The sequence below is a fragment of the Agrilactobacillus composti DSM 18527 = JCM 14202 genome (assembly GCF_001436375.1).
In the GTDB taxonomy this organism is placed as follows: domain Bacteria; phylum Bacillota; class Bacilli; order Lactobacillales; family Lactobacillaceae; genus Agrilactobacillus; species Agrilactobacillus composti.
In genome coordinates this window covers 70,505-83,364 of sequence record NZ_AZGA01000084.1, presented here as the reverse complement: position 1 = coordinate 83,364, position 12,860 = coordinate 70,505, and the positions used below count along the sequence as shown (strand labels likewise).

Here is a 12,860-nt window from a genome sequence, read left to right as displayed (position 1 = left end):
CTAGATTTAAAAAGTAATTGCTTGCGGATCTAGTTCATAAATGTCACTTTGGATGGTGACCGCTGTATCACAAGCCACCCATAGCGCGGGCGTGTCTTGAATATAATACCGTTCTGTGAAAACAGCTGTCCCCTGATTGATAAAAATTTCTAGTGAGCTGGCATCAACGTAGACCTGCAATTCTAAATTTTCATTAGCTTTTATTGTAGCATAACGGGCGTCATTTCGGTCACTACGGGTTAATTTTAATATCCCGGTGGTGACATCATAGTTCAAATTCACGAAATCCTGGGATTGTGCCCCCTGTAATTTGAAATTGAATTGTTTTGCCCCAGTATTTTTTAAGGTTGCCGTGAGATTAATTTCTTGGGAATTACCTTGGGTTAATTTGGTGGGGCCACTGAGACGTTGGCGCGCCGATTGAATATGCTTGGTCCGTAAATTGGTTAGTTCTTGGACCGGCGTCATATATAAGTGCCCATCTTTACAATGTAATTCTCGAGGTAGGGTCAAAGCGCCGGCCCAGCCTTCTGCCGTTTCCGGCATGGTGCTTTCCCACATGGCCATCCAGCCAAATACAATGCGCCGGCCATCCGGGGTCAAGGTGGTTTGGGTGGCATAAAAGTCATGGCCTTGGTCTAGTTCTTGAAAGTCACCATGTTCAAAATGATCGGTAGCAGCATTAAATGTGCCTGTAAAATAACCGGTTTGAAACAGATTTAAGTATTTGTCAGTGTCCGCTTCAATTCCTTGAGGAGAAAACAACAGCACGTCTTGCCCGTCTAAATGGAAGAAATCCGGACATTCCCACATATAACCCTGTTGTTTGGCCCCTTGGGATTTGGCAATCGGTCCTAAATACGTCCAATTCACTAAGTCTGTCGAACGGTATAAAATCACCCGCCCTAATTCATCTTGGCCTTGACTGCCTAAAATTAGATAATAGGCTTGTCCATGTTGCCACACCTTGGGATCGCGAAAATGTTGCGTATTATCAGCTGGCATTTTGCCAATGATTGGATTATGGGCATACTTGGTAAAGTGAATGCCATCTTCGCTATAGGCCATATTTTGATTCTCCCAGAAATGATCAGGATTATCGTCACCATCATAATAATGATGGCCTGTATAAATTAAATAAAGCTTGTCATCTTTGACAATGGCACTGCCAGAAAAACAGCCATCTTTATCTTCGGGGTCACCAGGTGTTAGAGCAATCGGTAAGGTCTCCCAATGGCTTAAATCCTTACTGCGGGCATGGCCCCAATGCATGGGTCCCCATTTGGGTGCATCGGGGTAATGCTGATAAAAAATATGATAATAACCTTTGAAGTAACAAAACCCGTTGGGATCATTGATCCAGCCAGTGGGTGCGGCAATATGATAACCTAAGCGATAAGGTGTATTTTGAGTATTGACTGGTGTCGTTTGCAAATATAGTCATCCTTTCTAGATGCAGTGGTTATATTAACCGGTTGACATTTTACTCGTAAAAGATTTAATTGAAATCAAGTTTCTTAGCTTGAACCAACGGCTCCCCGCGAACATCCTTGTCGTCTTTTTTCAAAACAAAGAAGGCGAAAACGCCAGCCACCAATACCGTTAGGGAAATAACCCGAAAAGTACTGCTATAGCCAATATGATCCCGTAACGTTCCCAGCGGTGTGGATAAAATAACTTGCCCCACTTGCGCTGCTACTTGAAAACCAATCATGTATAAAGAAGCTGATAATTTGGTGTCAAAATGTAATGTGAAATAACGGAACATCGGTAAACAAAACAACGGCACTTCTAACGCATGTAACATTTTGATCATAGAGACTGCCGCGGGATTTGTGGCAAATCCGCAAGCCCCAATCCGAAAGCACATGACGCCTACCCCTAATAATAAGGTTTTACGAACACCAATCTTACGCATGATCAAAGGAACGACCGCCATCATAATCGCTTCAAAAAAAACTTGAATTGAGTTCAAGGTGCCATACATATGCTGTCCTAGTTCAGGCGAAGCAAATAATTTGGTATAAAAATCTGGGAACATTTGTTGATCAAACACAGTATAAAAGGTCCAAGTGAACATAATAAAAATAATGATCACCCATAACTCAGGTAATTTCAACAAATGGACCATGTCTTTTAAAGACGGGGTCTGACCCGTTTGGGTGGCCTGGGCATCTTGGTGATCGGCTGTTCGTTCAGCTTTGGGTTTCCAAAATAATAAGTTCAATAATAACAATAAACCAAAGAATGACCCACCCCAAAAGTTCAAATTAGGATTAATCACAAATAAGAAACCGGCGATCAACGCCACTACCGCATAGCCAAAAGAACCCCAAGCCCGGGCCTGACCGTATTCAAAATTGAAGCGCCGACTAAAACGTTCAGATACTGCTTCAAAAATTCCGGCTGACGCCAGAAAACCAGCGGATAACACGATCGCACCCACCACAATACCCAAGGTAAAATTTGTTTTCAAGAGTGGCCCATAAACGTAAATAACAAAAGGCCCTGTTAACGTGGCGATCACGGCACAGAAAATCAATAACCAACGCTTGATCATCAATTTATCCTGCAACGTGCCATAAACAAACATCAAAATTAGCGTTACCAAGGAATTGGCTGAATAAACTGTCCCGACAGCGCTTCCAGAAAGGTGCAGCCCATTATTGGCTGAGGTCAGCCAAAGCTGAAAGAAAGACCACCAAATACCCCAGGATGCAAAGAATAATAGCAGGGTCAAGGAGCTTTGAAGATAAGAGGGATTTTTTAACATTGTTAAAAGCTTGTGCTGTTTTTCCATTATTTTTCCGCCTTTGTAATTTGAATGGCACAATATGTTAACCGGTTGTCATATTGTGCTGTAAAAGCGCTTTCCTGTATTATATTTTATTTATTCGACTATGTCAACCGGTTGTCATCTCTGCCTAGCAACCGCTTTCCTTACTATTTTGTAAGTTAGGGCAAAATAAATTGACTACAATTTAGCTTTGCGGCTATTATAGAGTTAATCATATTTGGGGAATGGAAGAAAATCATGAAGAAAATTTATCTAAAAATGGGTTTTATCGTTTTAACACTCCTTTTAATTTTAACGGGTTGTCAGGCCAACCACGGGGCTAAAACTGGCAGCACTAACAGTCAAGCCGCAGTCACCAATACTTCTGAAACAAGTGTCACCAACAAATCAGTCCCACCGACAGAAACACCCGCAACCGCGGCAGATCCTACCAAAAACTGGCTGCCCGCAGTCGGCCCCATCAGCTTCCCGGTATTAATGTATCATTCTTTGGCGGTGGGTAATTCTTTGATGATGCCACCGGATCAATTTAAACAACAGTTGCAGTGGTTAAAAGATAACGATTACTACACCTTAACCCCTGAAGAAGCTTACTTGGTGTTAACGACCAATAAAAAACCGGCTGATAAAATTGTTTGGATCACCTTAGATGATGGCTATCGTAATAATTATGAGGTGGGCTTGCCGATTTTTAGCGAATTAGGTATCAACGCCACCATTTTTGACATCACAGGCTATCAGGCCAATCCAAATTCCTTAGACTTGGATCAACTTAAAACTTTGAAGACCAATAATATTGCCATTCAAAGTCACACCGTTTCTCACCATGAGCTGGATCAATTAGACGACGCTACCCAAACAAGAGAATTAGTGGATTCCAAACAAAACTTAGACAGCAATTTACAACAAGACACCATCGCCATCTCCTTTCCAGTGGGTAAAATGGGCCCCAATACCGCTGGTTTAGCCCAACAGGCTGGCTACAAGTTAGGGGTCACCACCCATGAAGGTTTGGCCAACAGCGGTGAAGGCTTATTGTCATTAAACCGCGTCCGGATCAATCCCAACATTAGCTTACAAGATTATCAGAACCTCTTGGAACATGGTTAACAGCTTAAAATCATTTTTATCAAAGTAATCCCTCGTAGAAGCTTGAAATACACTTTTGCGAGGGATTTTTTCATATAAAAATGCCTAGCAAGAAAACTGAACTAGCCTGCTAGGCATTAATAATTGTTTATTTAATCAATTTATCCCATAAGACAACTTGCTTTTGGGCAAGGGATGCGGGGACATTGATGATCCGTTGATTGGCACTGCCCCGGAATTGGAGGGTCAAGTCTTTTTGGGCCAACAAGAAACGACCATCCACCAGAATATCCAAATAACTAAGTAATTCCAGTTTATCGGCACTTTCTTGCATCAGTTCATCCCAAGTATACCCAGTCCAACTCCAAATATCCTTATCATGGCCAAATTCAGCCCGAATCCGTTTGCTGAGTTGCAAGCAAACCGTGGTATTCAAGAAGGGTTCGCCACCCAACAAAGTTAAGCCTTGGACATAGGAATGACTTAAATCCTGAATGATTTCATCTTCCAGTTCCTTGGTATAAGGCTGGCCATAATGAAAATTCTGGGCGATTTTATTGTAACAGCCCGGACAGCTGAACTTACAGCCACTGACATACAGACTGCAGCGAACGCCCTCCCCATCCACAAAGTTAAAAGGTTTATAGCTAGCCACATAATTTTGACTTAAATCTTGGGCCAGCCATTCTTGGGGTGCAGGATTCTTTGGTAATTGTTGTGTTTTATCCAATATTGACATTCCTTTACCGTAAATTATTGTCTAGCAATGTCGTTTTGGTCATTGCCTAAGGTCATGTGCTTCACACGATGAATAATTTCTTCGTGACGACCGTGGACCATTGGCCGCGCCAAAGGATTGCCTAGGTAGCCACAAGTCCGCTTAACCACGTCACAAGATGCGGGATCATGGTTGCCACATTCTGGGCATTCAAAGCCCTTTTCAGTAGCTTTGAACTCACCTTTGTAACCACACTTGAAACATTGATCAATTGGCGTGTTGGTACCTAAATACCCCACCCGGTCATAGGCATAATCCCAGACCGCTTCCAGCGCTCTTGGATTTTGTTTTAAGTTTGGATATTCGCAATAATGGATGAAACCACCGGCACTATATTTTGGATAGTCCTTTTCAAAATCTAGTTTTTCAAAAGGTGTTGGGGCTTTACGAACATCATAGTGGAAACTATTGGTGTAATATTCTTTGTCCGTGATATCTTTGATCTTGCCAAATTTCTTGGTATCAGCCCGGCAGAATGTATCGGTCAAACTTTCAGAAGGTGTGGCGTAAACACTAAAGTGATAGCCATATTCATCTTCCCAGTCTTTACAATGTTTATATAAATCTTTCACCACTTGAATGGTAAAGGCTTTGGCTTCTGGATTCTTTTCCCAATTTGGGCCAAAGAAAACCGTTCCTACCTCATACAACCCGATATAGCCTAGAGAAACGGTCGCCCGACCATTCTTGAACAATTCGTCTACACTCTCGCCACGTTTCAAACGTTCGCCAAAGGCACCAAATTGATACAGAATTGGGGCATTTTCTGGCAAAGCTTGTTTGGCACGGTTCACCTTAAAGACCAAGGCTTCTTTACAAATTGCCAAGCGTTCGTCTAAGGTTTCCCAGAACTTGTCCATATCCCCTTGAGATTCCAAAGCGATCCTTGGCAAGTTTAAGGTGACAACCCCTAAGTTCATCCGACCAGAGTTCACTTCTTTACCTTGGGCATCTTTCCAGCCCTGTAAGAAGCTGCGGCAACCCATGGGTGCTTTAAAGGAGCCAGTTAATTCAACGATCTTATCATACATCAAAACGTCTGGATACATGCGCTTGGTGGCACATTCTAAGGCTAATTGTTTCACGTCGTAATTAGGATCCCCCGGATTTAAGTTCAAACCCCGTTTGATGGTGAACACTAATTTTGGAAAAATAGCAGTACGGTGTTCCTTGCCTAAACCTTGGATACGAATCTTCAAAATAGACTTTTGAATTTCCCGTTCCATCCAGTTCGTCCCCAAACCAAAGCCCAATGTGGTAAATGGGGTTTGCCCTTGGGAAGAATATAAGGTGTTGATTTCATATTCCAAAGCCTGCATGGCATCGAAAATATCTTTTTTAGTTTTTGCTTTGGCAAAGGCTTGTTGCTTATCCACCGAATCGATCCAGTCGTGGGCATCGGCCAAATGCTTGTTATAATTCTTTTGGGCAAAAGGTGCTAGTAACTCATCCACCCGATCGGCGGAGCAGCCACCATATTGACTGGAAGCCACGTTGGCAATGATTTGCGACATTTGCGCTGTGGCTGTTTGAATAGAATGTGGTGGTTCAACCTCGGCATTCCCAATCTTAAAGCCATGGGTCAGCATCTCTTTAAAATCGATCAAGCAGCAGTTGGTCATGGGACTGTATGGTTGGTAGTCCAAATCATGCCAGTGAATATCCCCTTTCAAATGGGCATTGGCAACTTTGGCCGGTAACATCTTCAAGCCAATGGCCTTAGCCACGGTCCCGGCTGTTAAATCCCGTTGGGTATTGAATACTTCGCTATCTTTGTTGGCATTTTCATTAACCACAGTGGCATCCTTATGTAACAATTTTTGGATGGTGAAATTAATATCTGTGGCTTGATTACGGGAGAAGTCCTTTTGGGTCCGATAATTGATATAACTCTTAGCCCAATCATATTGGTGGTTCTCCAATAACTTGTGTTCAACAATGTTTTGGATTTCATAGATCTTCACGTTTTTAGTAAACCGATCTTCAATCTCGCCTTCAATCGTGGCAGTGATCTCTTCAATATTGCGATAATCAATGGGACTTAATTCAGCTTGGGTTGGTTTAGCTGCTTTAATAATGGCATTAGAAATTTTTTCGGCATCGAAGATGGTAATGCGGCCATCTCTTTTAATAACTTGAATAGTTGGTGTTTTCGTTTGATTCGTTTTAGTTTCTAACATTCATGCACGCTCCTCTTAAAAACTTATGTCACAATCATACAACAGAACACTAGCTGAATTCAACAATATATTGTGTGCGTTTTAAAAATCTTTACTTTTGAACACCATATATTGTGTTACAAGCCTTTCCAATGCCGCAAAAACAGCCTGTTCTTCTTGTGATTAGAAAAACAAGCTATGGTGGTTAATTAATAACCGCTGTTATCATCCCCAGATGTGCTATCATCCGTGTTCGCTGTGTCTGAAGTAGAGGTGGTGACGTTTGGCGTATCACTGTTAGGGGTGAACACTGTGTAGTCCTCAGATTCCGGATTGGCAAAATAATCCGAATTCAATTTATTTTGTTTAGTTTCTTCGTTATCTAGGGTTGCCGTGTCCAGTCCTAGGCTGCGCCGCAATTTATCCGATACTCGCTGTAATTCCGCAGTAGGGGCCACTTGATAGGAACTACCGTCAATGGTGGCATTGCGGCCTTGGAGGTGATCACTTTTAATGGTCTTAGTGGCAGCATGATATTCTTGGTAAATACTGACCATGTCGTCAAAAGACATATTCGTTGCCACACTGCCGGATAAAGTTTTCATAATTTTTTCGAAGTTACCCAGGGTCTTTAAAGACATGGCTGACTTCACAATACCCTTGATCACCTGTTGTTGCCGTTTCTGGCGGCCATAATCATAATCCGGGTCTTGATACCGCATCCGTGAATAAGCCAGTGCCTCCACCCCATTTAAATGCATGGGGCCTTTTTTAAAGTTACGCCAATCATACTGGAAACTAAAGGGTACATCCACATCGACCCCGCCCACGGCATCAACAATTTTAGACAAAGCCCCCATATTAATGGTGACGTAATAATCAATGGGCACATTAATTAAATTTTGCACGGTATTAATAGCTGCCTCAGAACCGCCTTGGAAATAGGCAGAATTAATTTTTTCAATATCAAATTGGCTGCTATCTTTGTGATAGATCTTAGCCATGGTATCGCGGGGAATGCTGACCAGATTGGTCTGCTTCTTGCTATTATTCACCGTGGCCACGATCATGGTATCAGAATTGCCCTTTTCGATCCGGCCTTCAGCCCCGGTATCAGTCCCCAGCAATAATATGGATAAGGGCTTTTTATTTTGAATATTCTTAGAAGCCTTTTTCCCAGCTACGGGGTGATACGTGCTGTCAACAGCACTTCTAGCTTGAGCATAGAGACGAAACGCATAGGCGCCGCCGGCAACGACCAGTACTAAAATAACAATTAGCACGATCTTTAAAACAGAATGTTTAGATTTTTTTGCGTGGGAAAATTGGTGGTTACGTTTCGCCATAAAGAGTACTCCTTAAAATTATGCAGGTTTGACTTGCTGCTACACATTATATCGGTTTTGCGGTCAAATACGAAATAAAAAAAGTCAACCCATCACTGTTTTGACTTTTTGAGTTTGTTTAATAGCTATCTGAGTTGGTATTATCAGAATCATAACTGCTGCTATCCTCATAAGAACTAGCACTGTTATCATCTGGTGTGAACACAATATAATTGGTATATTCTGAATTGGCCCAAAAGGTTTTGTTTAGCTTATTTTGCTTGGTTTCCTCATTGTCGATGGTTTCAGCCGTTAGCCCTAAACTCCGGCGAGCCTTGTTAGATACTCGTTGCAGTTCTTTGGTAGAAGCCACTTGGTAGGAACTGCCGTCAATGGTGGCATTACGGCCCTGAAGGTGATCAGACTTGATATGCTTGGTGGCATCAGAGTATTGCTGATAAACAGTCATCATGTCATCAAAGGTTAAATTGGTAGCTAGACTCTTGGACAAAGTGCCCATGATTTTCTCGAAATTAGCCAGAGTCTTTAAGGACATAGCTGATTTCACAATACCCTTGATCACTTGTTGTTGCCGTTTCTGACGGCCGTAATCATTTTCCGGGTCATCATAGCGCATCCGTGAATAAGCCAAAGCTTCGGCCCCGTTTAAGTGCATAGGGCCCTTTTTAAAGTTGCGCCAATCATATTGAAAGCTAAAGGGCACATCCACATCGACTCCGCCTACCGCATCAACAATTTTAGACAAGGCCCCCATATCAATAGTGACATAGTAATCAATGGGGGTATTTACTAAGTTTTGTACGGAATTAATGGCTGACGTGGAGCCACCTAAATTATAAGCAGCATTGATCTTTTGCATGTCAAATTCATTAGATGATTTGTGATCGATCTTAGCCAAGGTATCCCGAGGAATACTAACCAGTTGGGTCTGGGCTTTATCTTTATTGACGGTGGCTAAAATCATAGTATCTGAATTGCCCTTATCGATCCGGCCCTCAGCACCTGTATCCACACCTAATAATAGAATAGATAAAGGTTTCCCCTCTTTAATATTCGTGGAAACTTTATGGCCATCTACCCCACGGAAAGTAGCATCCACCGCATCTTTAGCTTGCGCATACAGCCGAAAACCATAGGCGCCTGCAGCAAAGCCAAGGGTCAAGACAATTAATAAGAATATCTTAAAATAAGGGTGATTGGCGCGTCTAGCGTGGTTATTATTTTGCCGTTGTTGTTTAGGCATAAGAATGCGAACTCCTTAAAATTATGTACGATTACAAAATAAGCCGTTTAAATCAAACAGCTTTGCTTATTGTAGCTGATTTTGGCAATAAAAACCAGTCTAATTCCAGTCACAATTCCTTCACATTATTCACATTTAAAGTATGATAGAATTAATTCAACATTTTTAGGAGGTTTTCCCATGGCAAAAATTAAACAGTTACCAAAACGCTCTGAAGTCCCTGAAGCCTTAACCTGGGACTTGACTAAAATTTTCAAAACTGACGCCGATTTTGAGGCCGAATTCAAAGCGGTTCAAGCCCGCAATGCCCAAATTACGGCTGTCGCCGGTACGTTGGGACAATCCGCGGCTAGTTTATACACGGGTATTACTAAAATTTTAGCCCTATTCCAAGATTTGGAAAAAGTATATGTATATGCCAGCTTAAAAAATGACCAAGATACACAAAATGCTAAGTATCAAGGCTACCAAGCCCAAGTCACGAGTTTGGCCACGGCTGTCAGCACCAATGTGGCCTTTTTAGATCCTGAAATTTTGGCCATCCCAGAAGCGACTTTAACCCAGTATTTGGCTGATCCTAAATTAAAGCTCTACCACCACTTTATCGCCAGTATCACGGCCAATAAAGCTCACGTTTTGGATCCAAAATCTGAAGCCTTAATTGCCGCTGCCGGGGATGCCTTTAACACCGCCAGCACCACCTTTAGCGTTTTAAACAATTCGGATTTAAAATTTCCAGTGGTCACTGATGACCAGGGTCAAGAAGTTCGCTTGTCTAACGGCGTCTATGGCACACTGATTGAATCTAGTAATCGCGCGGTTCGCAAAGAAGCTTTTGAAAAATTGTACCAGGTATATGGGCAGTTTAAAAATACCTTAGCAGCCACCTTAGCTGGTGAAGTCAAGACCCATAATTACATTGCCAAGGTCCACCACTATGACAGCGCCCGGCAAAGAGCCTTAGCCAACAATCACATTCCGGAAGTAGTTTACGATACTCTGGTCCAAGAAGTTAATGCCCATTTAGATCTATTGCACCGCTATGTGGCTTTGCGCCAACGTTTATTGGGCCTGGACACATTACACATGTATGATTTATATACCCCGCTAACTGGGCAAGCCCCTTTGTCTTATACCTTTGCCCAAGCCAAGGCAGAGGCTAAAAAAGCCTTAGCTGTTTTAGGCCCAGATTATCTGTCCCATGTCACCGAAATTTTTGATAATCGTTATATCGATGTGGTAGAAAATGCCGGCAAACGCTCTGGCGCTTACTCTGGCGGCTCTTACGATACCCCGCCCTATGAGCTCTTAAATTGGCAGGATAACGTCAATAATTTATACACTTTAGTCCATGAAACCGGCCATAGTGTCCATAGTTGGTATACCCGACATAATCAGCCTTACGTTTATGGGGATTATCCTATCTTCGTCGCTGAAATTGCTTCGACAACTAACGAAAATATTTTAACGGAATATTTGCTGAAAACCCAAACCGATCCTATCGTTCGGGCTTACATTTTAAACTACTATTTGGACGGCTTTAAAGGCACCATTTTCCGCCAGACGCAATTTGCGGAATTTGAACATTTCATCCACGAGGCTGACGCCAAGGGTCAACCCCTCACTGCCGAATTCATGTCTGATTATTACGGCAAGTTAAATGCCCGTTATTATGGCCCCAATGTGGCCAATGATCCGGAAATTGTTTTGGAATGGTCCCGGATTCCCCATTTTTATATGAACTATTATGTTTATCAATATGCCACGGGCTTTGGTGCCGCCAGCTTTTTAAGTGATCAAATCACCAAAAACGTTCCGAAAGCCTTAGATAAATACTTGACCTATCTCAAATCAGGTAGTTCCAAGTATGCCATTGAAACCATGCAAGCCGCTGGCGTGGATATGACCAAAGCAGATTATCTGACAGACGCCTTTGCTATTTTTGAAACCCGTTTAACGGAATTAGAAAAATTATTAAGTAAATAAGGATCTAGTTTCATTTTGATTACATTTATTATGTGAATCTATCAGTTTTGTTACATTGCCCGTTTCCCCTTGTTTGTGGTACTTGAATTCGGTAAGCTAATATCAATTCTTAATTTCAGTCGTGTCACGTTCAAGGAAATGAGGCTTTCAATGATTAGACGTCCCAGATTTACCAATCCAACCCAGCGCGCCATCACCGATGCAGTTAGCTATGAAACGCCGCGGTTTTTCATAAAAATGATTTGGTCATATGTCGATAGTCTTTGGGTGGATAATATTCGGCCCAGTGAAGTCCAATATTTCCATATCCAACAAAATCAACGCCAATGTGAGATCGCTTTTCAACAAGATAGCCCTCAATATCAAGACCACTGGACGGTTGACTTAATCAACAATGACTTCATTCTCCCGCAAACTTTAGTTTTAGTGAATGCTCGTCAGGTTCGGACACTATGTCTGCCTGACGAAGTCCCTAATCTTTTATCTTAAAGTAAAGCAGCCCCTTGTGGTTGCTTTTTTTATCGTAGGGGCGAGCCATTCGAACCATAACGTCATAACATTTGGCTACGGCCTTTGGGGCCGGCGGTGATCAGTCCGATTTAAAAAAGCAGCCGAGCTCGGCTGCTTTTTTAAATTCATAATTTTAGTGCTTAATTCGTCTGCCAGCGGTTATAAATTAAGGATAGTAGATAAATCACCACTTCAATACTGGCGATAAAGAAGGTCACCGGCCAGTTGGTGACATACCCTAAGTATAAGCCCAACCAAACGCCAATCAACGCAAAGCCCAGGGAAAAAGCCAACATTGACGGCACACTGCGACCCATATATTGGGCACTAGCGGCCGGCAGTGTCAATAAAATAAATACCAGTAAAGAACCCACGATCTGGGCGCCAATGCTGACGGACAGTGCTAATAAAATCAAAAAGAACATCGATAACAGGTTACGATGAATGTTTTGTGAAGCTGCCCCCACCCCGTCAAAAGAATCAAATACCAAGATACGATAAACGGCTAATAAAGCAATTAAGGCGATGCCTGACAGTAAAATCAATTGATTGACTTCAGCCACGCTGATGCCCACAATGCTACCAAACAAGATATTGGTAGCATAACTGGCGTTTTTATTGGACAAGGATAAAAATAAAATCCCTAGGCCAATAAACAAGCTGGAAACGGCACTGATAGAAGCTTCGCGATGGGACTTTTCCACACTCAAAGTCCCCACAATCAAGGAGCTGGCCCCGGTGAATAATAACATGCCATTCAAGGGGCTTAAGCCCACGAAGACTCCAAAGGCAGCGCCGGCAAAGCCAATTTCAGATAAGGTATGGGATAAGAAAGATAAATTCCGGGCTACCACGAAAACACCCACTAACCCGCAGGTAATGGCAATAAAGGTACTGGCTAAAAATGCATTACGCATGAACTCAAATACAAACATATTTTATTTTTACTCCT

10 protein-coding genes are annotated in these 12,860 nt (G+C 42.3%); 3 read left to right on the top strand and 7 right to left on the bottom strand.

Going from position 1 to position 12,860, the window contains the following annotated elements; all coding sequences use genetic code 11:
• Positions 1-6: 6 nt before the first annotated feature.
• A complete protein-coding gene (locus FC83_RS13910) occupies positions 7-1,434 on the bottom strand; it encodes a glycoside hydrolase family 32 protein (RefSeq protein ID WP_035452160.1) in 1,428 nt (475 codons plus the stop codon).
• 64 nt (positions 1,435-1,498) lie between these two features.
• Positions 1,499-2,800 carry an MFS transporter gene (locus FC83_RS13905; protein WP_035452161.1) on the bottom strand — a complete coding sequence of 434 codons (1,302 nt, stop codon included), beginning with the start codon at positions 2,798-2,800 and terminating at the stop codon, positions 1,499-1,501.
• 234 nt (positions 2,801-3,034) lie between these two features.
• Here FC83_RS13905 and FC83_RS13900 point away from each other — a divergent pair, with 234 nt between their 5' ends.
• Positions 3,035-3,907, top strand: a complete 873-nt coding sequence (locus FC83_RS13900; RefSeq protein ID WP_057002899.1) for a polysaccharide deacetylase family protein — start codon at positions 3,035-3,037, stop codon at positions 3,905-3,907.
• 127 nt (positions 3,908-4,034) lie between these two features.
• Here FC83_RS13900 and nrdG read toward each other — a convergent pair whose 3' ends face one another.
• The 4 genes from nrdG to FC83_RS13880 form a co-directional block, all read right to left on the bottom strand.
• On the bottom strand, positions 4,035-4,616 hold the full coding sequence (gene nrdG, locus FC83_RS13895; protein ID WP_420805636.1) for an anaerobic ribonucleoside-triphosphate reductase activating protein: 582 nt from the start codon (positions 4,614-4,616) through the stop codon (positions 4,035-4,037).
• A gap of 23 nt (positions 4,617-4,639) precedes the next feature.
• Positions 4,640-6,844, bottom strand: a complete 2,205-nt coding sequence (gene nrdD, locus FC83_RS13890; protein WP_035452164.1) for an anaerobic ribonucleoside-triphosphate reductase — start codon at positions 6,842-6,844, stop codon at positions 4,640-4,642.
• Positions 6,845-7,032: 188 nt separating this feature from the next.
• On the bottom strand, positions 7,033-8,169 hold the full coding sequence (locus FC83_RS13885; RefSeq protein ID WP_082622599.1) for an LCP family protein: 1,137 nt from the start codon (positions 8,167-8,169) through the stop codon (positions 7,033-7,035).
• A gap of 118 nt (positions 8,170-8,287) precedes the next feature.
• Positions 8,288-9,412 (bottom strand): LCP family protein, encoded by a 1,125-nt coding sequence (locus FC83_RS13880; protein ID WP_081763048.1) that lies wholly within the window; start codon positions 9,410-9,412, stop codon positions 8,288-8,290.
• 189 nt (positions 9,413-9,601) lie between these two features.
• Here FC83_RS13880 and pepF point away from each other — a divergent pair, with 189 nt between their 5' ends.
• Together pepF and FC83_RS13870 are read left to right on the top strand one after the other, a co-directional pair.
• Positions 9,602-11,398, top strand: a complete 1,797-nt coding sequence (pepF, locus tag FC83_RS13875) for an oligoendopeptidase F (protein WP_201782572.1) — start codon at positions 9,602-9,604, stop codon at positions 11,396-11,398.
• Between the two features lie 150 nt (positions 11,399-11,548).
• Complete coding sequence (locus FC83_RS13870; protein WP_035452166.1) at positions 11,549-11,887, top strand: DUF960 family protein; 339 nt, start codon at positions 11,549-11,551, stop codon at positions 11,885-11,887.
• A gap of 161 nt (positions 11,888-12,048) precedes the next feature.
• Here FC83_RS13870 and FC83_RS13865 read toward each other — a convergent pair whose 3' ends face one another.
• The gene (locus tag FC83_RS13865; protein ID WP_035452167.1) at positions 12,049-12,843 is read right to left on the bottom strand and encodes a metal ABC transporter permease; all 795 of its coding nucleotides are present in this window, start codon (positions 12,841-12,843) and stop codon (positions 12,049-12,051) included.
• Positions 12,844-12,860 lie beyond the last annotated feature (17 nt).